The sequence below is a fragment of the Hyphomicrobiales bacterium genome (genome assembly GCA_030688605.1).
In the GTDB taxonomy this organism is placed as follows: Bacteria; Pseudomonadota; Alphaproteobacteria; order Rhizobiales; family NORP267; genus JAUYJB01.
This window is the reverse complement of the sequence record JAUYJB010000014.1, coordinates 37,967-63,813: the sequence shown is the minus strand read 5'-3', so window position 1 is coordinate 63,813 and position 25,847 is coordinate 37,967. Positions and strand designations below refer to the sequence as shown.

Genomic DNA, 25,847 nt, shown 5'->3' with positions numbered 1-25,847 from the left:
AACCATTTGACCGGGATGATTTTGCGCCGTGGCCAGGCGCGGCTCGCCGGGCGATGTGGTGCATCGGCCAACAGCCGCAACACCGCCACGGCGCAAAAGAACCCGGCCTTCGGTGGGCCAAATCGGCCCACCGGGGTCGTTGCGGCGCTCGCCCGATATCCCGTATCGCGCGTCGCGGCCCACGCCTGCCCGGATGAACCGATTTGGACCATCGAATTGATTCCCTATAACCATGAACCGCTCTAGGCGGCCGGTCTCAGCCATGTCCTCGGGTCGGGCAGGAATTGCCGCCGGCCGTCGAGGGCCGCTGCCAGCGACGCCAGGCTTTCCAGATTGTGCACCGGCCTGAATTCGTCAACATGCGGCAGCATGGCGCGGATGCCGCCCGCCCGCGCCTCGAAGCGGTCGAAGCGCAACAACGGGTTGAGCCAGACGAGCCTGCGGCAGGATTTGTGCAGCCGCTCGATCTGCCGCGGCAGCTCGCTGCCCGCCTCCCGTTCGAGCCCGTCTGAGACTAGCAGCACCACCGCCCCCTGGCCGAGCACGCGGCGCGACCAGTCCTTGTTGAACGTGGTGAGGCACGAGGCGATGCGCGTGCCGCCCGACCAGTCCTCAACCGCGCGCGAGACGGCCGCCAGCGCCTCGTCCGGGTCGCGGGTGCGCAGATGCCGGCTGACGTTGGAAAGCCTGGTGCCGAACAGGAACACGTGCACCCGCTCGCGCGCCCTTGCGAGCGCATGGGCGAAATGCAGCATGACGCGCGAATAGCTCGCCATCGAACCGGAAATGTCGATCAGCAGGACCAGCGGCGGATGGCGCAATCGCCGCGTCCGCCGCGCCAGCGCAATGACGTCGCCACCGGTGCGCAAGGTGCGTCTGAGCGTGCCGCGCGGGTCGAGCTTTCTGCCGCGGGCAAGCGGCCGGGTGCGCCGGGTGCGCACCTCGTCCTCGGGTAGCACCAGGGTCCGCACCAGGCGCGCGGCCTCGGCGAATTCGGCGGCGCTCATCTGCTCGAAATCCTTGCTTCTCAGGACCTCGCGCTCCGACATGGTCAGCCTGGCGTCGAATTCGGCCTGCTCCTCGCGCCGCGGCGGCTGTTCGGCCCCCTCGCCCAGCGCCTCGGCGAGCCGCAGCGCCGCCGGCTTCGGCTCTTGGGCCTCGGCTGCCGCCGAGCTCATTTCCGGCGACATCAGCGCGATCATCTTGTCGATCAGCCCGCGCTTCTGCCAGAACAGGGCGAAGGCCTGGTCGAAGATCGGCTTGTGCTCGCGGCGTGTGACCAGGGTTGCGTGCAGGGTCCAGTAGAAATCCTGCTTCCGGCCGATGCCCGCCGTCTGCAGCGCTTCGAGCGCGCCGAGCGCCTGGGCAGGGCCGACGGACAGCCCGGCGCCGCGCAGAAGGCGCACGAAATGGATGACATTGTCGGCAAGCCGGCCGTCGGCCTCGCCCGCGCCCATCCCGATCACCCCGCGGCCACGAGCTCGGCCCGCACCTCCTCGATGATGCGGTTGGTGGCGCCCTCGCGCATGCGCTCGATGTCGTCCTGATATTTGAGCAGCACGCCGAGCGTGTCCGACACCGTGCCCGGCTCCAGCGCCACCGCGTCGAGCTCGGCGAGCGCGGCTGCCCAGTCGAGCGTCTCGGCGACGCCCGGCGCCTTGAACAGGTCCTCCTTGCGGATCGCCTGGACGAAGCCAACCACCTCGCGCGACAGCCGGTCGTGAACGCCCGGCACCTTGGCGTGCACGATGGCGAGCTCGCGCTCGGCATCCGGGAAATCGACCCAGTGATAGAGGCAGCGGCGCTTCAAGGCGTCGTGCACCTCGCGGGTGCGGTTCGAGGTGATGACGACGATCGGCGGCCGCTCGGCGCGGATGGTGCCGATCTCCGGGATGGTGACCTGGAAGTCAGACAGCACCTCGAGCAGGAACGCCTCGAAGGCCTCGTCGGTGCGGTCGATCTCGTCGATTAGCAGCACCGGCGCGCCCTCGGTGTGCGGCTCGAGCGCCTCCAGGAGCGGCCGTTTGATGAGGAAACGCTCGGAAAACACGTCCTCCTCGAGCCGCCCCCGGTCGGTGACGCCTTCGGCCTCGGCGATGCGGATTTCGGTCATCTGGCCGGCGAAGTTCCACTCGTAGAGCGCGGAAGAAACGTCGAGCCCCTCATAGCATTGCAGACGGATCAGGCTGCGCTTCAGGCCCGTGGCCAGCACCTTGGCGATCTCGGTCTTGCCGACGCCGGCCTCGCCTTCGAGGAACAGCGGCCGGCCGAGCTTCAGGGCCAGATAAAGCACGGTCGCCAGCGCCCGGTCGGCGAGATAGTTCTCGCCCTTGAGCAGCTGCATCGTCTTGTCGATCGACGCCGGCACGCCGTTGGTCATGGTCATATCCTCAAGGCGCGAACAAGCGGCGCGCGCCGGCGCGCCGGAATTCTGTGTATCACAGCTAGGAGAGCGTTGCGATTTATCAAGAACGCCGACCGTCGACAGCAGATCGCCCCGCATACGTCACTCCGGCGGAGTCCGGAGTCCAGTTGCGGCCTTGCCGCAATCCCTGGAATTGCGCTGGATTCCGGATCACGCGATGCGCCGCGCGCACGCTGTCCGGAATAACGATGACGCCATTTTCTGACCGAACGGCTGCTGTTTTAGCGCGCTGCCGCCACCGCCCGCTTGGCCATCACCGTGACCAGATGGGCGCGGTATTCGGCGCTGGCGTGGATATCGCTGTTGAATCCGTCGGCGGACACCGAGATTCCGGCGACCGCATCGGGGCTGAAATTCTTGTCCAGCGCCGCCTCCATCTCCTTCACCCGGAAGACGCCTTCGGCGCCGGCGCCGGTGACGGCGACCCTGGCGCCGCCGCCCGTCCGCGCCGCGAAGACGCCGACGATGGCGTAGCGGGAAGCCGGGTTCTTGAACTTCACATAGCCGGCCTGGGCCGGAATCGGGAAATTCACCGCGGTGATGATCTCCTCGTCGTTGAGCGCGGTCTCGAACAGGCCGGTGAAGAATTCGTCGGCTGAAATCGTGCGGTGATTGGTGATGACGGTGGCGGCAAGCCCCAGACAGGCGGCCGGATAGTCGGCGGCCGGGTCGTTGTTGGCGACCGATCCGCCGATGGTGCCGGCCGCGCGCACATGCGGATCGCCGATGTCGCCGGCAAGCGCCGCGAGCGCCGGAATGGCGTTCTGCACGTCCTTCGAGGCCGCGACCTCCGCATGGGTCGTCATGGCGCCGATCTGGACGCCGTTCTTGTCGGCCTTGATGACCTTGAGGGACGCGATGCCGGTCAGATCGATGAGATCGGACGGGCCCGCCAGCCGCTGCTTCATGGTCGGCAGCAAGGTCTGCCCGCCGGCGAGCAGCTTCGCCTCCGGCTCGCCGGTAAGGAGCTTGGCCGCCTCCTGGAGGCTCGCCGCGCGGTGATAGTTGAAGGGATACATCTCGATTCTCTCCTCGATTAGGCGGCGCGGATCGCCTGCCAGACCTTTTCGGCCGTCGCCGGCATCGACAAATCGTTGTTGCCGATCGCGTCGGTGATGGCGTTGATCACTGCCGGCGGCGCGCCGATGGCGCCGATCTCGCCGACCCCCTTGACGCCGAGCGGGTTCGACGGACAGGGCGTGACCGTCAGGTCGCAGTCGATCATCGGCACGTTGTCGGCGCGCGGCAGGCAATAGTCCATGTAGGAGCCGGTCACGAGCTGACCGGAAGCGTCATAGACCGACTGCTCGGTCAGCGCCTGGCCGATGCCGTGGACGACGCCGCCCTGGACCTGGCCGTGCACGATCATCGGGTTGATGACGTTGCCGACATCGTCGACTGCGGTGAATTTCACGATCTCGGTGACGCCGGTGTCGGGATCGACCTCCACCTCGCAGACATAAGCGGCGTAAGGGAAATTGAAGTTCGTCGGGTCGAAGAAAGCCTGCTCGTCGAGGCCCGGCTCCAGCGTCTCCAGCGGATAGTTGTGAGGCACGTAAGCCGCGAACGCCACCTCGCCGATGCTCTTGGCCTTGTCCGTGCCCGAGACCTTGAAGCTGCCGTCCTCGAAGCCGATGTCGCCTTCCGACGCCTCCAGCAGGTGGGCCGCGATCTTCTTGCCCTTGGCGATGATCTTGTCGCAGGCCTTGATCACCGCGCTGCCGCCGACCGAAGCCGAGCGTGAGCCGTAGGTGCCCATGCCGAACGGGATGGCGCCGGTGTCGCCCTCGACGATCTCGACATTGTCGTACGGCACGCCGAGCTTGCTGGCGACGATCTGGGCAAAGGTGGTGGCGTGGCCCTGTCCGTGGCTGTGCACGCCCAAATAGACGGTGACCGAGCCGGTCGGGTTGAATCGCACCTCGGCGGATTCATAAAGCCCCGCCCGGGCGCCGAGCGCGCCGGCAATCGCCGAGGGAGCGGCGCCCGTCGCCTCGATCGGCGTCGACAGGCCGATGCCGCGCAGCTTGCCGCGCTTCTTGGCCTCCTCGCGCCGCTTGGCGAACCCCTTGTAGTCGGCGATCTCCAGCGCCTTGTCGAGGGCGGCCGCGTAGTCTCCCGAATCGTAAACGAAGGCGACCGGGGTTTGATACGGATAGGCATCCGGCTTAATGAAGTTCCTGCGCCTCAATTCGCCGGGGTCCATGCCGAGTTCGCGCGCCGCCGTCTCGACCAACCGCTCCAGCAAGAAGGTCGCCTCCGGGCGGCCTGCGCCGCGCACCGCGTCGACCGGCACCGTGTTGGTGAACACCGCCTGCACGCGGACGTGTATGGCCGGCGTCGTGTACTGGCCGGCGAACAGAGGCGCGTAAAGATAGGTCGGGATCAGCGGCCCGAAGGTCGACAGATAGGCGCCGAGATTGGCGATGGTCGAAACCCTCAGTGCCGTGAACCCGCCGTCCTTGTCGAGGCCCAGTTCGGCCACCGTCACATGGTCGCGGCCATGGGCGTCGGAGAGGAAGGATTCAGACCGCTGCGCCGTCCATTTGATCGGCCGGCCGAGCCGCTTCGCCGCCCAGCACAGCACCGCGTATTCGACATAGGGGTAGATCTTGGAGCCGAAGCCGCCGCCGACATCCGGCGAGACGACGCGGAACTTGTGCTCGGGATGGTTGAGCACGAAGGCGCCGAGCAGCAGGCGGGCCACGTGCGGCGCCTGGCTCGTGCAGTGCAGCGTTAACTGGTTGTTGGCGGCGTCATATTCGGCCAGCGCCGCACGCGGCTCGATGGCGCTGGCGACGACCCGCTGGTTGACGATATCGAGCTTGGTGACATGGGCGGACGCATCGATCGCCGCGTCGGTCGCCGCCGCATCACCAAGGTCCCAGTCGAAGCAGACATTGTTCTTCGCCGCGTCCCAGATTTGCGGCGTGCCGGCCCGCATCGCCGTCGCCGTCGAGGCGGCGGCCGGCAGCGCCTTGTAATCGACTTCTATCACCTCGGCGCCGTCGCGCGCCGCGGCGAGGCTCTCGGCGACGACCACCGCGACCATGTCGCCGACGAAGCGCACCCGCCCCTGGGCGAGGATCGGCCAGGCCGGCTCGACCATCTTGGTGCCGTCGCTGTTGGTGATGCCCCAGCCGCACGGCATGCCGCCGAGGCCGTCGGCGGCGACCTCCTTGCCGGTCAGCACCACGATCACGCCGGCCGACTTGGCGGCCTTGGCGACATCGACCTTCCTGATCTCGGCATGGGCGTGCGGCGAGCGCAGGAAACAAGCGTAGGCTTGGCCCGGCCGGCTGATGTCGTCGACAAATCTGCCCTTGCCGGTGATGAACCGTCCGTCCTCGCGGCGCAGGACCGCCGCTCCGATACCCTGATCCGTCATGACGTCCTCCCAACGCCGAAGAATTCTGGCCTGTTATTCGGGCGCGTTCGCCGCAGCGAGCCGACCTGGCGGCCTTATTTCATCGCCGCGGCGCCGGCGGCGATCGACTTGACGATATTGTGGTAGCCCGTGCAGCGGCACAGATTGCCTTCGAGCTCGTGGCGGATGGTCTTTTCGTCGAGCTTGTTGCCGAGCCGATTGACCATGTCCACCGCGGCCATGATCATGCCCGGCGTGCAGAAGCCGCACTGAAGCCCGTGATTTTCGTGGAAGGCCTGCTGCATCGGGTGCAGCGCGCCGTTGGCGGCCAGCCCCTCGATGGTCGTCACCTCGGCCCCTTCGCACTGCATGGCAAGGCGGGTGCACGACTTCATCGCCTGGCCGTCGATATGAACGACGCAGCAGCCGCACTGGCTGGTGTCGCAGCCGACATGGGTGCCGGTGAGGCCCAGCGTCTCGCGCAGAAATTGCACCAGCAGCGTGCGCGTATCGACATCGGCCGATACGCTCTTTCCATTCACGGTCATCGACACGGTTGGCATCCGCGCTCCTCCCCTAACGACGTATTGTTGCGGTTTTCTAAGGTGTTCCGCTTGGTCCGCAGGACCGAAATCAACTCATACCCGAGGCGCGAAGTCTCGCGCTTCGCCGGTTCCCGGTCAAGGCCAACATAGGAACGGGCGTGCGACCAATGGATGACAGACCGCACGGGCTCCGGCTACAGTCCCACCCGAACGCAAGCAATCCATTGGGGGGAGGCCCGCAGCGGCATGACCATCGGCGCAGGCGATTCTACGCTCCTCGGCCGCCTGTTCGCGCGTCCCGAATTGGCCAAAATCTTCTCCGACCGCGCCCGCCTGCAGGGCCTGCTCGACTTCGAGGCGGCGCTGGCGCGGGCGCAAGCTGGCTGCGGCGTCATCCCCGAGGACGCGGCGGGAAAGATCGCCGAGAAATGCCGCGCCGAGCTGTTCGACCTCGACGCCCTCGGCGCCGCCACCGCCAAGGTCGGCAACCCGGTTATCCCCATGGTCAAGAAGCTGACCGCGCTTGTCGGCGGCAAGGCCGGCCGCTACGTCCATTGGGGGGCGACCAGCCAGGACCTCATGGACACCGCCCTGGTTACGCAGCTCGGCGAGGTGCTCGACCACACGCAGGCAAGCCTTGACGGCCTCATCGCCGCGCTCGCGGCGCTCGCCCGCAAGCACCGCGACCACCCCATGGCCGGCCGCACCTTCATGCAGCAGGCGCTTCCCATCAGTTTCGGCTTCAAGGTCACCGGTTGGCTTTCCGCCCTGCTGCGCGCCCGCGAGCGCTTGGGCGAGCTTCGCCCCCGCCTTGCCGTCGTCCAGTTCGGCGGCGCCGTGGGGACCCTCGCCGCCCTTGCAGGCCAAGGCCGCGCCGTGCAGAAGGCGCTGGCAGCGGAGCTCAAGCTCGGCGTCCCCGACATGCCCTGGCAGTCGGCCCGCGACCGTTTCGCGGAACTTGCCGCCCAGTTCGCGCTCCTTTGCGGAACCCTTGCCAAGATGGCGGGCGACGTGGCGCTTCTGATGCAGAGCGAGATCGCCGAGGTGTCGGAGCCGGTGGAGGTCGGGCGCGGCGGCTCTAGCACCATGCCGCACAAGCGCAACCCGGTCGCGGCTGCCGCGATTCTCGCCGCTTGCGAACAGGTGCAGGCGCTCGCGCCCCTCATGCTGCGCGCGCTCGGCCAGGACCATGAGCGCGGCACCGGCGGCTGGCACGCCGAATGGCTGGCTTTGCCCGAGATCGTGGTCTATGGCGCAAGCGCCCTTGCGGCAGCCCGCGCGCTCGCCGAGGGGCTCGTCGTCGATCCCGAGCGGATGCGGGCCAATCTCGACCTGACCCACGGCCTGATCATGGCCGAGGCCGTCGCCATGGCGCTCGCCGCAAAGCTCGGCCGGCTTGCGGCGCACGAAAAAGTCGGCGAGGCTTGCGCCAAGGCGGTCGCGGAGAAGCGGCATCTGAGCGCCGTCATCGCCGAGAACGCAGAGATCACGGACGCCATCGGCGCCGCCGCGCTCAAGCGCCTGTTCGACCCGGCGGGCTATCTGGGCGAGGCCGGCGCCTTCGTCGATGCGGTCACCCGCGCCGCCGATAAAGCACTGAAACGTAGGGACAAATAGACGACATGCCAATTGCCGAAGTGAACGGAACCCGCCTGCACTACCGGTTCGACGGCCCGGAGGACGCGCCGGTGCTGATGATGTCTAACTCGCTCGGCACCGATCTGCACATGTGGGACGGCCAAGTCGAGACGTTCACGCAGCATTTCAGGCTGCTGCGCTACGACAGCCGCGGCCACGGCAAGTCCGCGGCGCCCGAAGGGCCCTATTCCATCGACATGCTGTGCCAGGACGCGGTCGGCCTGCTCGATGCCGTCGGCATCGCGAAGCCGCATTTCTGCGGCCTGTCGATGGGCGGCATGGTCGGCCAGTGGCTCGCCGTCAATATGCCGGGGCGCGTCGGCCGGCTGGTCCTGTGCAACACCTCCGCCCACCTGCCGCCGCGCTCGCTCTGGGACGGGCGCATCGAGGCGGTCACGGCGGGCGGCATGGAGGCGGTCACGCAGGCCGTGGTCGAGCGTTGGTTTACCGCCGGCTTCCGCTCGGAACACCGCGACGTCGTCGCCAAGGTCCGGGCGATGCTCCTGGCGACCCCGCCTGCCGGCTACGCCGCCTCCTGCATGGCGATCCGCGACATGGACCAGCGCCAGACGGTCTCCGCCATCGCCGCGCTGAGCATGATCGTGGTCGGCGCCCACGACCCGGCGACGCCCCCCGACCACGGCCAGTTCCTGCAGCGCGCCATCCACGGCTCGCGGCTCGCGACGATCGAGGCCGCGCACCTCTCCAACATCGAGGCGGCGGCCGCCTTCAACCAGGCCGTCGTCACGTTTCTCACCAATTAGCGGAGATCGAGGCATGAACGACAAGGAGAGGCACGCCGCCGGCATGAAGTTCCGCCGCGCCGTCCTGGGCGTGGCCCATGTCGCGCGGGCCGAGGCGGGCCTTAACGATTTCAACCGCGATTTTCAGGATTTCATCACCCGCACCGCCTGGGGCGATGTGTGGTCGCGGCCTGGCCTCGACCGCAAGACCCGCAGCCTGTTGACGCTCAGCATGATGATCGCGCTCAACCGCGAGGAGGAGTTCGTGATGCACGTGCACGCCGCCTTCAACAACGGCGTTGCCCGCGACGAGATCAAGGAACTCATCCTCCACAGCGCCATCTATTGCGGTCTGCCGGCCGCCAATAACGCCATGCGCTGGGCCGAATCGGCCTTCGCCGCCGCGGACGAGCCATAGACTGTCCGATTTTCGGATCGGCCCTGGGCCGGCCCCGCTCCGATCGTCCCACATCGGCACAGCGTGGCCGCCGCCGCCGGCGCGGAAACGCCGGTAACGATTTGAATCAAAGGCTTAATCGTCGGCACATTTCTTGCTGATACCTTTCCGCGGCGGTGAACCGGCGGCGCACGCGGGACAATGGCCGATGGATCTGGATCTGGCGGTAACCGAAAAATCCTACCAGGCGGAGGCCGGCATCGGCGTTTTCGCGGCGCCCTTGCGGCCGCTGACGACGGCCGAGTTCGAACTGCGCATCCTCAACGATCTCGCTGACGCCCGCGAGACCTGGCTCGCCTTCGAGAAAGGCGCCGCCTGCACGCCGTTTCAAAGCTATCAATGGATGCATGCCTGGCAGTTCGCCGCCGGCGGCCGAAACGCCGTCTCGCCGCTGATCGTGCTCGGCTATCGCGGCGACCGGCTCGCCTTCATCCTGCCGTTTGCCGTCGAGCAATGGCGCGGCGCCCGGCGCCTGGTCTGGCTCGGCCATGAGCTTGCCGACTATAACGGCCCGCTGTTCGACCTCGACACGTTGCGGCGCCTGCCGGCGGACTTCGCTGCCGCGATCGTCGGCCGCCTGCGCAACCTGGTGCCGGGCATAGACTATATGTATCTCGCCAAGCAGCCGGAAAGCCTGCGCGGCCTGCCCAATCCCTTTGCCGGTTTCCGCAGCGTCCCTTTCACCTGCCGCGCCCACTCCGCCGTGCTCGGCGACAACTGGCAGGACTTCTCGCTCGCCCATCGCAGCGTCCGCTCCCTGCGCCGGCTGGGCGAGAAGGAGCGCAAGCTCGCCCGGCTCGGCGAACTCGCCTTTCAGGCCGTCTCCTCGCCCATCGAGCGCCGCCAGCTCATGCTGAGGCTCGTCGCCTGGAAGGTCGCGCAGCTCGAGGCGCGCGGCGAGCGCGTGGCCTTCGCCGATGCCGCCGCCCGCCGCTTCCTGCGCGAGCTGGCGCGGGTCACCTCGGATGATCCCCGCTACCGCCTTTATGCGTTGAAGTTGGACGGCCGCGCCGTTGCGCTAGCCTTCTGCCTCGTCGACCATGCCCGGCTGATCTACTATCTCTGCGCCTATGAGGAGGGGCGCGCGGCCCGCTACTCGCCCGGCCTTCTGTTGCTCGTCCACATCTTCAAGCAGGCCATCGGCGAGGGGCTCGAGGTGTTCGATTTCTCCAATGGGGACGAGAACTATAAGGCACAATGGATCGACCGCAGCGACGCGATCCTCGTCTCCTTCGTGCCGTTCACGCTCAGGGGCCGGCTCGCGGCGGGGCTCGACCGGATCGAGCTCGAGGCGGTCCGCCGGGTCAAGCGCCATCCGCGGCTCAGGGCCGTCGCCAATCGGCTTCTCAAGAGCTGGTGGGATTTCAAGCGCGGCTTTGCCGCCGGCAGCCAGGCGGGGGACCTTGAGCGGTTCGAAAACTCCTGAGGCCGGCGCCCGGTAGTTTTATCCCGGCAATCTCATCCGGCAATCTTGTCATTCCCGGCTGATCATCGCGGGCACGGGCAGAAGGCCTGCCCGCGCCGGGTCGCCAGAGTGTCATGCTCCAGCTTCAGATCCGCGGCGATGGTCCGCTTGGAGGACGGCCCGCATGCCGCCTATTCGGGCAGGGCCCGCTTAAGGATCGCCCGCGCCTCGGCGCTTCCGGCCCCGCCGAAGCTGCCGCCGAAAGCGCCATAGGTGTAGGAAAAGCTGCCGCCGAGCCGCGCCGTGATGAAGCTGTCTGCAACTTCCCCGGGGGCTGCTTCCTTCAGCAGCACGGAAGCTGCCGCAAGCGCGATCTGCTCGACGGCGAACCGCGCCTGGGTCTCGGCGCGGCCGGCGTCGGCAAGGATCGCTCCCGCCTGTTGCAACGCGGCGGTGATCAGCATGTTGCCGCCGGCCGCTTCGAAGAGGCCCGCCAGCACGCCGTCGGCGGCGGCCCGGTCCTTGTCGAACGCCCGCAGCATGTCGAGGCACATGACGTTTCCCGACCCCTCCCAGATGGCGTTGAGCGGCGCCTCGCGGTAAAGCCGGGCCAGGGGAGCCTCCTCCACATAGCCGTTGCCGCCCATGCACTCCATCGCCTCGCAGGCGAGCCTTGGCGTGATCTTGCAGCACCAATATTTGGTGATCGGCGTCATGAAGCGGGCATAGGCGGCCTCCTGTTCGTCCTTCCCGGCGCGATCGAAGGCGCGGCCGAGCCGGAAGGCGAGCGCGACGGCCGCCTCGACGTCGAGCGCCATGTCGGCGAGCACGCTTTGCATCATCGGCTGGTCGGCGAGCCGTTTCTGGAACACGCTGCGGTGGCGCGCGTGATGCAGCGCGTTGGCAAGCCCCCAGCGCATCAGCCCGGCCGAGGAGGCGGCGCAGTCGAGCCTGGTCAGCGTCACCATCTCGATGATGGTGGCGACCCCGCGGCCCTCCTCGCCGACGAGAAAGCCATGGGCGCCGGCAAGCTCCACCTCGCAGGAAGCGTTGGAGCGGTTGCCGAGCTTGTCCTTGAGCCGGATGAGACGGATGGCGTTGATCTTGCCGTCGGGCCTGAAGCGCGGCACGAAAAAGCAGGAAAGCCCGCCCGGCGCCTGGGCGAGCATCAGAAAGGCGTCGCACATCGGCGCCGACATGAACCATTTATGCCCGGTAAGCCGATATTCGCCCTCGCCCGCGGGCTCCGCTTTGGTCGTGTTGGCGCGCACGTCGGTGCCGCCCTGCTTTTCGGTCATCCCCATGCCGATGGTCACGCCCTGTTTCTCGGCCATCGGCTTGAACGCCGGGTCGTAGGCGCGCGACAGGATCTTCGGCAGCCACACCGACGCCTCGCTGAGGCGCTTTTCGGCGATCAGCGGCGCGACGCAGGCATGGGTCATGGTGATGGGGCACAGATGCCCGGGCTCGACCTCCGACATCATGTAGATGCCGGCAAGCCGCCTGACGAAGCGGCTCGGCGCCGGCGCCTTGCCGGTCAGCAGATGCTCCCAGGCGGCCGAATGCAGCCCTTGGGTGGTGCTGCGGCGCATGAAGGCGTGATAGGCGGGGTGAAATTCGATCCGGTCGCGCCTGTTGCCGCTGGCATCGAAGGCATGCAGCGTCGGCGCGCAGACATTGGCGATGCGGCCCTCCTCGAGGATTTGCGCCGTGCCGAGCAGCCTGCCGAATTCGCTTAGGTCCGCAGTCTCTCCCGCCCCCTCGCGCCGCGCCGCCTCCCTTAACGGAAGGTCGGCGTCGAATAGCTCGACATCGGCGAAGGCCGGCGACTGGTTGAAGACCTCGTGGGTTTCGAACGGTTCACTCATCGCCGCGCTCCTCTCCTGCACGGCGCATATTAGCAGCTATTGCGGCGTGCGCCGTCATACCGGCGAAGCACGTAGCGGAGCGAAACCCACCGCATTAGGAATTGCCTTGCGAGATGATGCGTTTCGCCGCGCTCAACCCATCCTGCAGGCTGGATCCCGAATCACGTGGCGGTATTCTGGGCAGCCTCTTTTCTGGATTCCGGTCGGAGCCTTGGCCCACAACGTCGTTCCCGAGACATCGGCAACCTATTGGCCTTGGGGGGCGGACTCGATCGATCATTCTCTCGGGAATGCACAAGGGGCAATACCAATGGGTCCCCGCGTTCGCGAGGTGCGGGGGCGTGGTCAAGGCGGCTGAAGAGCCCGCTGCCCGGTTGGCCGAAGATGCGGTCGGACAATGGCCAAAAATCGCCGCGGCGGGCGCTTCGCGGAGCGCCAGTTAGTTGAGTAGCGGTGCGACGTGAAGCGCCCGCGGCCCCGCGTCCTATTGGGCGAAGGGGGAAAGATAAGGCAAAACCCGGAGCAAAGCGGCTCGCGGCAACGGCGAAGCTTGCCCCTTTGCTTTTCGACAGTATGGCATTAACGCCTCGGGCAGAATTCGGTGGACGGTTCCGGTCACCATGCTTGCCCCCCCGTGCGATTCCGCCTATAGCCATGGCTTCGATGGAACCGATACCGTCGAGCGCCCTGCGATTTTTTCCCCACCGGCACTTGCTCGGCATTGAAGGCCTTTCCCGCGACGACATCGTCACCCTGCTCGACCTCGCCGACGAGGCGGTCGAGGTCAGCCGTCAGGTGGAGAAGAAGAAGTCGGTGCTGCGCGGGCGCACCCAGATCAACCTCTTCTTCGAGGCCTCGACGCGGACGCAATCCTCCTTCGAGCTGGCCGGAAAGCGCCTCGGCGCCGACGTCATGAACATGTCGGTGGACACCTCCTCGGTGAAGAAGGGCGAGACCATGCTGGATACCGCGGCGACGCTGAACGCCATGCGCCCGGACATTCTGGTCGTGCGCCACGGCTCGTCGGGCGCGGTGCATCTGCTCGCCCAGAAGGTCGGCTGCTCGGTGATCAACGCCGGCGACGGCGCCCACGAACACCCGACCCAGGCGCTGCTCGACGCGCTCACCATCCGCCGCCACAAGGGCCGCATCGCGCGTCTGACGGTGACGATCTGCGGCGACCTGCTGCATTCGCGGGTCGCGCGGTCCAACATCCTGCTGCTCAACCAGCTCCACGCGCGGGTGCGCGTGGTGGCTCCCCTGACGCTGCTGCCGGCCGGCATCGAGCGGCTCGGCGTCGAGGTCTTCACCGACATGCGCAATGGCCTCAAGGGCGCCGACATCGTCATGATGCTGCGCCTGCAGCGCGAGCGCATGGCCGCCTCCTACGTGCCCTCGGTGCGCGAATATTTCCACTTCTACGGCCTCGACGAGGCGAAGCTGTCCTTTGCCAAGCCGGACGCGCTGGTCATGCATCCGGGCCCCATGAACCGCGGCGTCGAGATCGACTCGGCGGTCGCCGACGGGCCGCGGAGCCTGATCGGCGAGCAGGTCGAGATGGGTGTCGCGGTACGCATGGCCGTGCTCGAGGCGCTGGCCGCGAACCTGCCAAACAGGGACTGACGGGAGATGACCATAAACGGCGCCCACGCCCCGCTGCTCCTGAAGAACGCGCGCGTCGTCGATCCGGCTTCGGGCCTCGACGAGCGGGGCGGCATGCTCATCGTCGACGGGCGGATCTCTGGCGCCGGCAAGGGAGTGGACGACGGGCCGGCGGGCACCAAGATCGTCGACTGCGCCGGCCGGATCGTCGCCCCGGGCCTGGTCGACATGCGTGTCTTCGTCGGCGAGCCCGGCGCCGAGCACCGCGAGACGCTGGCTTCGGCAAGCCTGGCGGCGGCGGCAGGCGGGGTCACCACCATGATCGTCATGCCGGACACCGACCCGGTCATTGACGACATCGCGCTCGTCGACTTCCTCCTGCGCCGCGCCCGCGACACGGCAAGCGTGCGCATCCACCCGATGGCCGCCATCACCCGCGGCCTCAAGGGCGAGGAGATGACCGAGTTCGGCCTCATGCTGGAGGCCGGCGCCGTCGCCTTCACCGACGGCCGCCATTCGGTGAAAAATGCCCAGGTCATGCGCCAGGCGCTCACCTATGCGCGCAATTTCGACGGCCTCGTGGTTCACCACGCCGAGGACCGCGACCTGGCAGGCCAAGGCGTCATGAACGAAAGCGAGACGGCGACCCGGCTCGGCCTGCCGGGCATTCCGCGCGAGGCGGAAAGCGTCGTCGTCGCCCGCGATATGCGCCTTGCCCGCCTGACCGGCGCCCGCTACCACGCAGCGCAGCTCTCCTGCGCGGACTCCCTTGCCGCGGTCCGCCGCGCCAAGGAGGACGGCCTTCCCGTCACCTGCGGCGTCTCCATCAACCACCTGACCCTCAACGAGCTCGACATCGGCTCCTACCGGACCTTCTTCAAGCTGTCGCCACCCTTGCGCTCCGAGGACGACCGGCTGGCGATGGTCGCAGGCCTTGCCGACCGCTCGATCGACGTCATCGTCTCGGCCCACGACCCGCAGCATGTCGAGACCAAGCGCCACCCCTTCGCCGAGGCCGCCGACGGCGCCATCGGGCTCGAGACCCTGCTCGCGGCCGCCCTGCGGTTGGTGCACAATGGCGACGCCGACCTTGCGACCGTCCTGCGCGCCCTGTCGACGCGGCCGGCCGAGATTCTCGGGCTCGAGGCGGGAACCCTCGCCAAGGGGGCGCCCGGCGACGTCGTCGTATTCGACGCCGAGGCGCCCTGGGTGTGCGAGGAGGCCCACATCGTTTCCCGCTCCAAGAACACGCCGTTCGAGGGCGCACGCTTCATGGGTCGGGTCACGCGCACCGTCATTGCCGGGCATACGGTCTACGATTACGCTTCCGTTGAAGTCTGAGAAGCGGCGCCGGCCATGCCCGATCCGATCAGCTGGAGCTTCGCGCTCCCCTATCTCGCCATCGCCTTGGCGTTCGGCTATCTCGTCGGCTCTATCCCCTTCGGCGTCATCCTGACCCGGCTTGCCGGTCTCGGCGACATCCGCGCCATCGGTTCCGGCAATATCGGCGCCACCAACGTGCTGCGCACCGGCCGCAAGGACCTTGCCGCCTTGACGCTCTTGGCCGACATCCTCAAGGGCACCGCCGCCGTCTGGCTCGCGGGCCTCTACGGCCCCGACCCGCAGCTCGTCGCCGGCTTCGGCGCCCTGACCGGCCACATCTTCCCCGTCTGGCTCAAATTCAGGGGCGGCAAGGGTGTAGCCACCTATCTCGGCGTCCTCATCGGCTTCTACTGGCCGGCGGCCTTGGCCTTCGCCGCCATCTGGCTCTACTGCGCCGCGTTCGCCCGCCTCTCCTCCTTCGCCGGACTGACGGCAAGCCTCGCGGTACCCTTCATCCTCTTCGCGGCCGACGAAAAGCAGGTTTCCGAACTTTTCATCGCCCTCACACTCCTGGTCTGGCTCCGGCATTACGCCAATATCCGCCGGCTCGTGACCGGGACCGAGCCGCGCCTCGGCGAGAGCGGGCATGAAGATGGCTGAGGGCGGCGGAAAGGGCCGCAGGCTCAGCGATGCCCAGCGGCTTGCCTGGCTGCGCCTGATCCGCAGCGAGAATGTCGGCCCGACCACCTTCCGCCTGCTGATCAACCGCTTCGGCGGCGCCGATGCGGCGCTCAAGGCCCTGCCGGGCCTGTCCGCGCGCGGCGGGCTGAAGCGCCAAATCCGCATCGCTTCCGCCGACGAGGCCGAGGCCGAGCTTGAGGCGGCGGCGCGGCTTGACATCCGTCTCGTCGCCATGGGCGAGCCGGACTATCCGGTCCCGCTGCAGCATAGCGAGGGCGCGCCGCCGCTTCTCTTCGTGCGCGGCGAAGCGGCGATCCTCGCCCGGCCCATGGTCGCCATCGTCGGTTCGCGCAATTGTTCCGCCGCCGGCAAGCGGATTGCGGCAAATATCGCTGCCGGTCTTGGAGAAGCAGGATTCGCCATCGTTTCCGGCCTTGCCCGCGGCATCGACGCCGGCGCCCACCGCGGCGCGCTCGCCACCGGCACCGTCGCCGTACTTGCCGGCGGCGTCGACCGGGTCTATCCGCAGGAGCATGAGGACCTCTACGCGGCGATCGCCGAGACCGGCGCCATCCTGTCTGAAATGCCGCTGGGGCTCGAGCCGCGGGGGCGCGACTTCCCGCGCCGCAACCGGATCATCGCGGGGCTGGCGCTGGGCACGGTCATCGTCGAGGCGGCAAGCCGCTCCGGTTCGCTGATCACCGCAAGGCTCGCCAACGAGATGGGCCGCGAGGTGTTCGCCGTGCCCGGCTCGCCGCTCGATCCGCGCGCCCACGGCACCAACCGTCTGATCCGGGACGGCGCGGCGATGGCGCGCTCGGCCGAGGACGTGATCGAGGTGCTCGCGCCCATCCTGGAAGAGCCGCAGCGGGCTTTTGGCGCCGCCGCCCTCACCCGGCCGGCGACCGCGTCCGAGGGCGCCGAGGCGGAGGCGGCGGAATGGACGGAGGCGCTGGCCGAGACCGACCGCGACCGCGTCATCGAGGCGCTCGGCGCCGCGCCCGTCGAGATCGACGAGATCATCCGCCACACGCGGCTTGCCCCCGGCGCGGTCTATACGGTGCTGATGGAACTGGACCTTGCCGGCCGCCTCGCCCGCCACGGCGGCCAGCTTGTGTCGATCCTATGAGGTTGTCGATCCTGTGAGGTCTTGAGCGGTTCATGGTTATAGGGGATCGATTCGATGGGCCAAATCGGTTCATCCGGGCAGGCGTGGGCCGCGACGCGCGATACGGGATATCGGGCGAGCGCCGCAACGAACCCGGTGGGCCGATTTGGCCCACCGAAGGCTGGGTTCTTTTGCGCCGTGGCGGTGTTGCGGCTGTTGGCCGATGCACCGCATCGCCCGGCGAGCCGCGCCTGGCCACGGCGCAAAATCATCCCGGTCAAATGGTTCCCTATAACCATGAACCGCTCTAGGCCCGCCCGATTGCCGGATTTTGCGCCCGCGACGCTTTGCGCGCCTGCAGCCGCGCCTCTTCATGGGCCATGTCGAGCAGATAGGCGAGCAGGGGCTGATCGGCATCCTCGGCCATGTCGTGCAACGCACCGACCATGTCGCGAATATAGTTTATCGCATCGCCTGGCGGGTATCGCGTTGCTGCGCCCTCATCCGCCGCATCGGCCTCGTCGAAGACCTCGGTCCTGGAAGTTTGCGTCTTGCGAGTCACGATATCCTCTTTGAGCCGCCGCACTCTTATTGTGACCAGGAACGGCCCCCCCCATTCAGGCAGCTAACTATACCTATGATTGTATTTTTCGTGAAGTACTCTTTTTACGATTATCGGCGAAGGCAGCCCGAACGGCTGGGTCGCCGCCGTTAATCGTCTCGGCTAAGGCGGGCAAACAGGCGGCGTTTGACAGGCCACACCGATTCTCTCATTGTCTGGCCGCGTCGGAGGAGGAGGCCTTCCCGCACACGCTCCGCAGGCCGCAGGCTGCCGCCCTCCCCGGCTTCCGCATTCGAGGATCCCATGAACGTCGTTGTCGTTGAGTCGCCCGCCAAGGCCAAGACCATCAACAAATATCTCGGCTCTGGCTATCTGGTCATGGCCTCCTACGGCCATGTCCGCGACCTGCCGGCCAAGGACGGCTCGGTGCGCCCGGACGAGGATTTCGCCATGTCCTGGGACGTCGACCCCAAGGCGCGAAAGCGCCTCGACGAAATCGCCCGGGCGGTCAAGTCGGCCGACCGGCTGATCCTCGCCACCGACCCGGACCGCGAGGGAGAGGCGATCTCCTGGCACGTGCTCGAAGCGCTCAAGCTGAAGAAGGCGCTCAACGACGTCAAGGTCGAGCGCGTCGTCTTCAACGCCGTCACCAAGGACGCGGTGCTGGCGGCGATGGCCCAGCCGCGCGGCCTCGACGAGCCGCTGGTCGAAGCCTATCTCGCGCGCCGCGCGCTCGACTATCTGGTCGGCTTCACCCTGTCGCCGGTTTTGTGGCGCAAGCTGCCGGGCGCGCGCTCGGCGGGCCGCGTGCAGTCCGTGGCGCTGCGCCTCGTTTGCGACCGCGAACGCGAGATCGAGACCTTCATCCGCCAGGAATACTGGTCGCTCGTCGCAAGCCTTGAGACCCCGGCCGGCGAGACGTTCGACGCCCGCCTTGCTGCAATCGCCGGCAAGAAGCTCGGCAAGCTCGATATCAAGAGCCGGGCCGAGGCGGAAGCGATCAGGCAGGCGCTCGAAGCCGGCAGGTTCGCCGTCTTGAGCGTCGAAACCAAACCGCAGAAGCGCCATCCCCAGCCGCCCTTCATCACCTCGACCCTGCAGCAGGAGGCCTCGCGCAAGCTGGGCCTTTCGGCTACCCGCACCATGCAGATCGCCCAGCGCCTTTATGAAGGCGTCGAACTCAACGGCGAGACCCAGGGGCTGATCACCTATATGCGCACCGACGGGGTACAGATGGCGCGCGAGGCGATCGACGCCTGCCGGCGCACCATCGCAAGCCAGTTCGGCGACCGCTACCGGCCGGAGGCCCCGCGCGTCTACAAGACCAAGGCCAAGAACGCGCAAGAAGCCCACGAGGCGATCCGCCCCACGGATCCGGGCCGGCGACCGGCCGACGTTGCCCGCTTCCTCGACGAGGAGCAGGCCAAGCTCTACGAGCTGATCTGGAAGCGCGCGATCGCCAGCCAGATGGCGAGCGCCGAGCTTGCCCGCACCACCATCGATATTGCCGGCACCGGCGGCGACGGCAATCCCTACGGCCTGCGCGCCACCGGCCAGGTGGTGCTCTTCGATGGCTTCCTGAAGCTCTATCAGGAAGGCCGCGACGACGAGGAGGACGAGGAGAATGCCCGCCTGCCGGCGGTCAAGGCGGGCGAAGCGACGGCGGTCGAGAAGGTCGCCGCCAACCAGCATGTCACCGAGCCGCAGCCGCGCTACACCGAGGCGACGCTGATCAAGCGCATGGAGGAGCTCGGCATCGGCCGACCCTCGACCTACACTCAGACGCTGTCCGTGCTGCGCGACCGCGGCTACGTGCGCCTCGACAAGAAGCGCCTCGTGCCCGAAGACAAGGGCCGCCTCGTCACCGCCTTCCTGGAGAGCTTCTTCCGGCGCTACGTGGAGTACGACTTCACCGCAGCCCTCGAGGAACGCCTCGATAAGGTGTCCAACGGCGAGATCGCCTGGCGCGACCTGTTGCGCGACTTTTGGCGCGAATTCTCCGCCGCGGTCGACGAGACCAAGGATTTGAGGGTTGCCCAGGTCTTGGAGGCGCTCAACGAGCTGCTCGGGCCGCACATCTTTCCCGCCACCGGCCCCGGCGAGGACCCGCGCCGCTGCCCGAGTTGCGGCGACGGGCGGCTGAGCCTGAAGATCGGCAAATTCGGCGCCTTTATCGGCTGCTCCAACTATCCGGAATGTCGCTATACGCGGCAACTGGCGGGCGAGGCGCAAACAGGCGCGGGCGACAAGCAGGGGCCCGCCGGCCGTCTGCTCGGGACCGACCCCGAGAGAGGCCGCGAGGTTTATCTCAAGGACGGCCGCTTCGGCGCCTATGTCGAGCGCGCTGCGGCTGACGGCGGCAAGCCGGAGCGCGGCTCCATACCCAAGGACGTCGACCCGGAGACGATCGATCTTGCGCTGGCGCTAAGGCTTCTCTCCCTGCCGCGCCAGGTCGGGCTGCATCCAGAGACCGGCAAGCCGATCACCGCCGGCATCGGCCGCTACGGGCCGTTCGTCCAGCATGACGGCCGGTTCGCCAACCTTCGCAGCAGCGCCGAAGTGTTCGAGATCGGCCTCAACCGCGCCGTCGATCTGATTGCCAACCGCCGCGCGCGCAACGGCAAGAATGGGCCGCAGACCTTGAAGGATCTCGGCGAACACCCGACATTGGGAGGGTCGATCCAACTTCTCTCCGGCCGCTACGGCCCCTATGTGAAGCACGGCAAAATCAATGTAACGCTGCCGCGCAGCCTCAAGCCCGAGGACGTGACTCTCGACCGGGCGGTCGAACTGATTGCCGCCAAGGCGGCCAAGGCCGGCGCGGCGGGCAGGAGAAACTAGCCCAAGCGAAGGGCCACCCATAAGACATGACACGACAAAAACAGGCCACCGGGCCAAATAAGCTCCCGGACAAGGCCGAGATTCTCGCTTTCATTCGCGACCATGAGGGGCGCGTCGGCAAGCGCGAGATCGCGCGCGCCTTCCAGATCAAGGGCGCCGCGCGCGCCGATCTGAAGCAAGTCCTGAAAGAGCTCGCCGAGGAGGGCGCCATTTCGCGGCGGCGCCGCAAGCTTGCCCGGCCGGGCGCCCTGCCCCCGGTCGCGGTGATCGAGGTCAGCGGCCGCGACCAGGATGGCGAGCTCACGGCCTCGCCGCTCGACTGGATCCGCGAGGACGAGGGGCCGGCGCCCCTCATTCAGGTTCGCGCACCGCGCACCCGCGTGCCGATGGGCGCCGTCGGCGTCGGCGACCGCGTGCTCGCCCGCCTGACGCTGAGCGAGGAGGCAGGCCCGGAGGGACGGCTGCTCTATGAGGCCCGCATCATCAAACGCCTGGCCAGGGCGGCGGCCCGCACGCTCGGCGTCTACCGGGCGCAGCCCGGCGGGCGCGGGCGCATCGAGCCCATCGATCGCCGCAATCTAAAGGAATTCACGGTCGGGCCGAGCGATCTCGGCGATGCCAAGCCGGGGGACCTGGTGTCGATCGAGGTCTCCGGCGAAGGCCGCGCCCGCGCACCCCGCGCCCGGATTGTCGAAAGCCACGGGCCCCTCGGCAGCCAGAAGACGATTTCAAAGATTGCCATGCAAGCTCATGGAATCGCGGAGGAGTTCCAGACAGCCGCCCTTGCCGAGGCGCAAGCCGCGCGCGCCGTGAGCGCCGACAGCCGCGAGGATTTGCGGCAAATTCCGCTGATCACCATCGACCCGACCGATGCCCGCGACCATGACGACGCGGTGTGGGCGGCGCCGGAGACGGCCGCCAACAATCCCGGCGGCTTTGTGGTGCTGGTCGCCATCGCCGACGTCGCCCATTATGTGCGCTCCGGCAGCGCGCTGGACGAGGCGGCGCGCGAGCGTGGAAACTCGGTCTATTTCCCGGACCGCGTCGTGCCGATGCTGCCCGAGCGCATCTCCAACGATCTGTGCTCGCTGAAGGAGGGTGCGGACCGCCCGTGCCTGGCCGTGCGCATGGTCTTCGGTGCCGACGGCCGCAAGCGCGGCCACCGCTTCATGCGCGCCATCATGCGCTCGGCGGCGAAGCTCTCCTATGAGCAGGCCCAGGCCGCCATAGACGGCGCCGTCGACGAGACGACGCGGCCCTTGCTCGGGCCCGTCCTGTCGCCTCTGTGGGGCGCCTGGCAGGCGCTCAGGCGCGGCCGCGAGGCACGCGGCCCCCTCGAGCTCGACCTTCCGGAGCGCAAGGTGATCCTCAAGAACGACGGCTCCATCGACCGCATCATCGTGCCGCCGCGGCTCGACGCCCACCGGCTGATCGAGGAATTCATGATCCAGGCCAACGTCGCCGCCGCCGAGACGCTTGAGGTCAAGAAGAGTCCGCTCCTCTACCGCATCCACGAGCCGCCCTCGAAGATCAAGCTCGAGGCGCTGCGCGACTTCCTCAAGACTCTGGAAATCCAGCTCCCCAAGGCGGGCACGCTGAGGCCGGCCCATTTCAACCGCATCCTGACCCGCGTCGAGGGCTCCGACATCGACCAGCTCGTCAACGAGGTTGTGCTGCGCTCCCAGGCGCAGGCGGAATATTCGCCGGCCAATGTCGGCCATTTCGGGCTCAATCTGCACCGCTACGCCCATTTCACCTCGCCGATCCGCCGTTATGCCGACCTGATCGTCCACCGGGCATTGATCCGCGCGCTGCGCCTCGGCCCGGATGGGCTCGGCGATCAGACCATCGCCGCGCTCGACGAGATCGGGGCTCAGATCTCGGCCGCCGAGCGCCGCGCCATGGCGGCCGAGCGCGACACGCTCGACCGGCTGATCGCGCATCATCTGGCAGGCCGCATCGGCGCCCTGTTTTCGGCCCGCATCTCCGGCGTCACGCGCTTTGGCCTGTTCGTGCGGCTTGCCGACTCGGGCGCCGACGGCTTCATCCCGGCAAAGAGCCTGACCAGCGACTATTTCCGCCTCGACGAGCGCCGCCAGGCGCTGATCGGCGAGCGCACCGGCGAGATGCACCGCATCGGCAATACGGTCGAAGTGCGTCTGGTCGAGGCGGTGCCGCTTGCCGGCGCCTTGCGCTTTGACCTCGTCAGCGAAGGGCAGTATGTCAAACCCCGCAAGTCCGGGCGCGTCGGGGCCGAGAAGAAACGCGCGCGGGGCCGCCGCAAACGGGGTTAGAAGTGAACCGCACCGCTGACGCCAACCCCATACCGCTGGTCAGCGCGCCGCCCGATCCGAACTGGCGGCCGATCCGGCCGAAGAATGCGGCAACCCTGGTGCTGGTCGACCGCTCGGGCGGCAGGCCGCGGGTGCTGATGGGGCGGCGCCACGACAATCACCGCTTCCTGCCCGGCAAATACGTCTTTCCCGGCGGCCGCGTCGATCCCGCCGACAGCCGCATCGCGCCGTTGGCCGATGTTACGGCCGACACAAGGCGCCGGCTGATGGTCAAGATGCGCGGCGGCGCGCGGGCGAGCATGGCCCGGGCGCTGGCGCTCGCCGCCATCCGCGAGACTTACGAGGAGGCCGGCCTGTTGGTCGGCCGCGGCGTCGATGCGCCGCCGCAGACACGCTCGCCGAGCTGGCGGCGCTTTTTCGCGCACGGGATCGTGCCGGCCCTCGACGGCATGGTGTTCATCGCCCGCGCCATCACGCCGCCGCGCCGTCCGCGCCGCTTCGACACGCGCTTCTTCGCGCTGGATGCCGGCGCCGTCGCCTCCGACGCCGGCCGCATCGAGACGCCGTCCGACGAGCTTCTCGAGGTCAATTGGCTGACCTTCGAGGAGGCCCGCGCCATCGACATTCCCAACATCACCCGCTTCGTGCTCGGCGAGATCGAGGAGCGGCTCGAAACGGGCCAATTGGCAGCACCTCGGCGTCCCGTTCCCTTTTTCTACATGCACGGGCGGAAATTCGTCCGCGAGGATCTTTGACGCCCGCACCCTAGAGCGGTTCATGGTTATAGGGAACCGCTCTAGCTTGACTTTTCGCAGCGCATCGATACCGTGCCGCGACATTTGTGCAGCCCTTGCCTGCATGCGCAGATATTGAGGACGTGACGCCATGGCCAAGCCGACCACGGTCAAGATCAAGCTGGTGAGCAGCGCCGGCACCGGCTTCTACTACGTCACCCGCAAGAACACCCGGACCAAGACCGAGAAGATGAGCGCGCGCAAATACGACCCCGTGGCGCGCAAGCACGTCGAGTTCAAGGAGGCCAAAATCAAATAAGGCGGCTTACGCCGCCGCTTGGGTTTCTTGGGGGCACCGTCATCGGCGGTGCCTTTTTGAGTCTGGATGATGGTCGGACGTCCGAAATAGGTGGCCGGCCGGCGGCGGACAGGTACGAGGAGGCCACTCATTCCGCCTTCCGGCCGGCCGAACCCCACGGACCCAGGAGATGCGGCGGACCTGAGCATTCCGCAGGGTTAGCTATTCCGGGTTTTGAGACTCCGGCGACGATCTGCCGCTCGCGATCTCGTGCAGGGAAATTCACCCCCCTCTTTTTGCCTACTCTGACCTTGCATAAAAAATATGCGTTCTATCGACAAAATCAACTCTTACATTGCCTTAGCAGAAGGAATTCCATTTGTATCGTAAATTAGCTCGGTTAACACGCTGCGCTCACGCCAGCCGGCTGATTGCGCCCGGTGCTGGTCGCAAAGACTTCTTATACACTTAGCCAGACTTTTAAAAGCAGTTTGAGAATGTTTTATGAATGAGGCGGTTTCGTGGTTCAATGTGGAAATTTCGGACCACTGGAATTTTCCCGGCCGGCTGCCTAGGCGGCGCTCGAAACGACGCGATTGCGGCCGTCGCGTTTGGCGCTGTAGAGCGCCCTGTCGGCCCGTTTGACGAGGGATTCCGGCGTATCTTCCGGCGACGTCAAGGTCGCGATGCCGACGCTGATGGTCACGTTGAGGGCCTTATTGCCGCCACGGATCGGGAACGCGTCGCCGGCAACCCGCGTGCGCAGCCGCTCGCCGATCGATAGGGCCAGGGATATGTTGGTATCCGGCAGCACCACCACGAACTCCTCGCCGCCATAGCGGCAGACTAGGTCGATCCCGCGCACATTCTTGCGCAGGCGTTCGGAAAAGTTGCGCAACACATCGTCGCCCGCATCGTGACCATAAGAGTCGTTTATGGCCTTGAAATAGTCGATGTCGATGATCAGCAGCGACAGATTGCCGCCCTTTCGCTGCGCCTTGGCGACCAGCAGGCCGAGATGGTTTTCCATGTAGCGGCGATTGTGCAATTGGGTCAGCGGGTCGGTGATGGCCATCTCGACGCTGTGATGGAAGCTGTCGCGCAACTCCTCCGTGTAGCGATGGCGGCGGATTTGGGTGCGCACCCGGGCGAACAGTTCATTCTTGTCGATCGGCCGCACCACATAGTCGTTGACTCCGAGGTCGAGGCTGCGCAACAGCCGGGAACTGTCGTCGGGGTCGGCGAGCACCAGGATCGGCATGTGGCGCGTGCGCTCCAGGGAGCGCAGCTGCGAGCACAGCCGCAGCCCGTCGAAGCCGTCCAGAGCGAGGCTGACGATGGCCAGCTCGTAGTCGCCTTCCGCAGCCTTGAACACGGCGTTCTGAGGATCGGTTTCGGTATCGACCCGGTGGATGCCGCCGAGCGCGGCCTGCACGCGATCGCACGACGAGCGCCGCGTATCGACGACCAGGATGCGCCCGTCGCGGGTCGGCTGACTCAGAATGTCGGCGACCGAATCGCTGATCCCCACATCCTCGCCGGCGACCATGCGCATCTTCAGCTCGTCGATCACCGTTTTCAGCCGCACCAGGCTCTTGACTCGCGAAATCAGGGCGATTTCGCCGACCGGCTTGGTCAGGAAATCGTCGGCGCCCGCTTCCAGGCCGCGTACCCGGTCGCTCGGCTGATCGAGCGCCGTCACCATGATGATCGGGATATGGTGGGTGCGTGGGTCCTGCTTCAGCCGCCGGCAGGTCTCGAAGCCATCAATGCCCGGCATCATGACGTCGAGCAGTACGATGTCCGCCTCGCCGCGCTGACAGACCGCGATCGCCTCCTCGCCCGACATGGCGATGAGCACGTCGAAATATTCCGCTACGAGGCGGGCTTCCAAGAGTTTGACATTTGCCTCGATGTCGTCGACGACCAATACGCGTGCGGTCATTGCCTAGGATC

Annotated in this window: 21 protein-coding genes; 13 read left to right on the top strand and 8 right to left on the bottom strand. The window is 67.2% G+C overall.

The window, feature by feature from the left end; all coding sequences use genetic code 11:
• Nucleotides 1-246, top strand: a 246-nt coding sequence (locus Q8P46_01935; protein ID MDP2618931.1) for a hypothetical protein, incomplete at its 5' end; no start/stop codon positions are given.
• On the opposite strand, the gene Q8P46_01930 is transcribed toward Q8P46_01935, so the two are convergent.
• The 5 genes from Q8P46_01930 to Q8P46_01910 form a co-directional block, all read right to left on the bottom strand.
• Nucleotides 243-1,457 carry a VWA domain-containing protein gene (locus Q8P46_01930; GenBank protein ID MDP2618930.1) on the bottom strand — a complete coding sequence of 405 codons (1,215 nt, stop codon included), beginning with the start codon at nucleotides 1,455-1,457 and terminating at the stop codon, nucleotides 243-245. The two genes, Q8P46_01935 and Q8P46_01930, sit on opposite strands and share 4 nt — an antisense overlap.
• A gap of 5 nt (nucleotides 1,458-1,462) precedes the next feature.
• Nucleotides 1,463-2,380, bottom strand: coding sequence for a MoxR family ATPase (locus Q8P46_01925; GenBank protein ID MDP2618929.1), 918 nt, complete (start codon nucleotides 2,378-2,380; stop codon nucleotides 1,463-1,465).
• A gap of 266 nt (nucleotides 2,381-2,646) precedes the next feature.
• Entirely contained in the window at nucleotides 2,647-3,444 is a 798-nt protein-coding gene (locus Q8P46_01920) for a xanthine dehydrogenase family protein subunit M (GenBank protein ID MDP2618928.1), read from the bottom strand.
• A 17-nt stretch (nucleotides 3,445-3,461) separates the two neighbouring features.
• Nucleotides 3,462-5,813, bottom strand: coding sequence for a xanthine dehydrogenase family protein molybdopterin-binding subunit (locus Q8P46_01915; protein MDP2618927.1), 2,352 nt, complete (start codon nucleotides 5,811-5,813; stop codon nucleotides 3,462-3,464).
• Nucleotides 5,814-5,887: 74 nt separating this feature from the next.
• The gene (locus tag Q8P46_01910) at nucleotides 5,888-6,355 is read right to left on the bottom strand and encodes a (2Fe-2S)-binding protein (GenBank protein ID MDP2618926.1); all 468 of its coding nucleotides are present in this window, start codon (nucleotides 6,353-6,355) and stop codon (nucleotides 5,888-5,890) included.
• A gap of 228 nt (nucleotides 6,356-6,583) precedes the next feature.
• Here Q8P46_01910 and pcaB point away from each other — a divergent pair, with 228 nt between their 5' ends.
• The 4 genes from pcaB (at nucleotide 6,584) to Q8P46_01890 (ending at nucleotide 10,601) form a co-directional block, all read left to right on the top strand.
• Nucleotides 6,584-7,954 (top strand): 3-carboxy-cis,cis-muconate cycloisomerase, encoded by a 1,371-nt coding sequence (gene pcaB / locus Q8P46_01905; GenBank protein ID MDP2618925.1) that lies wholly within the window; start codon nucleotides 6,584-6,586, stop codon nucleotides 7,952-7,954.
• 5 nt (nucleotides 7,955-7,959) lie between these two features.
• The gene (pcaD, locus tag Q8P46_01900; protein ID MDP2618924.1) at nucleotides 7,960-8,739 is read left to right on the top strand and encodes a 3-oxoadipate enol-lactonase; all 780 of its coding nucleotides are present in this window, start codon (nucleotides 7,960-7,962) and stop codon (nucleotides 8,737-8,739) included.
• 13 nt (nucleotides 8,740-8,752) lie between these two features.
• A complete protein-coding gene (gene pcaC, locus Q8P46_01895; GenBank protein MDP2618923.1) occupies nucleotides 8,753-9,136 on the top strand; it encodes a 4-carboxymuconolactone decarboxylase in 384 nt (127 codons plus the stop codon).
• A 187-nt stretch (nucleotides 9,137-9,323) separates the two neighbouring features.
• Entirely contained in the window at nucleotides 9,324-10,601 is a 1,278-nt protein-coding gene (locus Q8P46_01890) for a GNAT family N-acetyltransferase (GenBank protein MDP2618922.1), read from the top strand.
• A 170-nt stretch (nucleotides 10,602-10,771) separates the two neighbouring features.
• Here the strand turns inward: Q8P46_01890 and Q8P46_01885 are convergent, their stop codons facing one another.
• Entirely contained in the window at nucleotides 10,772-12,448 is a 1,677-nt protein-coding gene (locus Q8P46_01885) for an acyl-CoA dehydrogenase family protein (GenBank protein ID MDP2618921.1), read from the bottom strand.
• 663 nt (nucleotides 12,449-13,111) lie between these two features.
• Between Q8P46_01885 and Q8P46_01880 the strand changes: the two genes are divergently transcribed.
• Genes Q8P46_01880 through dprA form a run of 4 tightly spaced genes read left to right on the top strand, consistent with a single transcriptional unit; the run spans nucleotide 13,112 to nucleotide 17,183 of the window.
• The gene (locus Q8P46_01880; GenBank protein ID MDP2618920.1) at nucleotides 13,112-14,071 is read left to right on the top strand and encodes an aspartate carbamoyltransferase catalytic subunit; all 960 of its coding nucleotides are present in this window, start codon (nucleotides 13,112-13,114) and stop codon (nucleotides 14,069-14,071) included.
• Nucleotides 14,072-14,077: 6 nt separating this feature from the next.
• Entirely contained in the window at nucleotides 14,078-15,391 is a 1,314-nt protein-coding gene (locus Q8P46_01875; protein ID MDP2618919.1) for a dihydroorotase, read from the top strand.
• Nucleotides 15,392-15,406: 15 nt separating this feature from the next.
• On the top strand, nucleotides 15,407-16,033 hold the full coding sequence (plsY, locus tag Q8P46_01870; GenBank protein MDP2618918.1) for a glycerol-3-phosphate 1-O-acyltransferase PlsY: 627 nt from the start codon (nucleotides 15,407-15,409) through the stop codon (nucleotides 16,031-16,033).
• Nucleotides 16,020-17,183, top strand: a complete 1,164-nt coding sequence (gene dprA / locus Q8P46_01865; protein MDP2618917.1) for a DNA-processing protein DprA — start codon at nucleotides 16,020-16,022, stop codon at nucleotides 17,181-17,183. Before plsY ends, dprA begins: the two co-directional genes overlap by 14 nt.
• A gap of 286 nt (nucleotides 17,184-17,469) precedes the next feature.
• Here dprA and Q8P46_01860 read toward each other — a convergent pair whose 3' ends face one another.
• A complete protein-coding gene (locus tag Q8P46_01860; protein ID MDP2618916.1) occupies nucleotides 17,470-17,724 on the bottom strand; it encodes a hypothetical protein in 255 nt (84 codons plus the stop codon).
• Between the two features lie 303 nt (nucleotides 17,725-18,027).
• Between Q8P46_01860 and topA the strand changes: the two genes are divergently transcribed.
• From topA to rpmG, 4 genes are all read left to right on the top strand, one after another.
• Nucleotides 18,028-20,565, top strand: a complete 2,538-nt coding sequence (gene topA, locus Q8P46_01855) for a type I DNA topoisomerase (GenBank protein MDP2618915.1) — start codon at nucleotides 18,028-18,030, stop codon at nucleotides 20,563-20,565.
• Between the two features lie 26 nt (nucleotides 20,566-20,591).
• A complete protein-coding gene (rnr, locus tag Q8P46_01850) occupies nucleotides 20,592-22,859 on the top strand; it encodes a ribonuclease R (protein ID MDP2618914.1) in 2,268 nt (755 codons plus the stop codon).
• A 2-nt stretch (nucleotides 22,860-22,861) separates the two neighbouring features.
• Nucleotides 22,862-23,614, top strand: coding sequence for an NUDIX hydrolase (locus Q8P46_01845; GenBank protein ID MDP2618913.1), 753 nt, complete (start codon nucleotides 22,862-22,864; stop codon nucleotides 23,612-23,614).
• Nucleotides 23,615-23,744: 130 nt separating this feature from the next.
• Nucleotides 23,745-23,912 carry a 50S ribosomal protein L33 gene (rpmG, locus tag Q8P46_01840; GenBank protein MDP2618912.1) on the top strand — a complete coding sequence of 56 codons (168 nt, stop codon included), beginning with the start codon at nucleotides 23,745-23,747 and terminating at the stop codon, nucleotides 23,910-23,912.
• A gap of 550 nt (nucleotides 23,913-24,462) precedes the next feature.
• On the opposite strand, the gene Q8P46_01835 is transcribed toward rpmG, so the two are convergent.
• Nucleotides 24,463-25,836 carry a PleD family two-component system response regulator gene (locus tag Q8P46_01835; protein MDP2618911.1) on the bottom strand — a complete coding sequence of 458 codons (1,374 nt, stop codon included), beginning with the start codon at nucleotides 25,834-25,836 and terminating at the stop codon, nucleotides 24,463-24,465.
• Nucleotides 25,837-25,847: the final 11 nt, after the last annotated feature.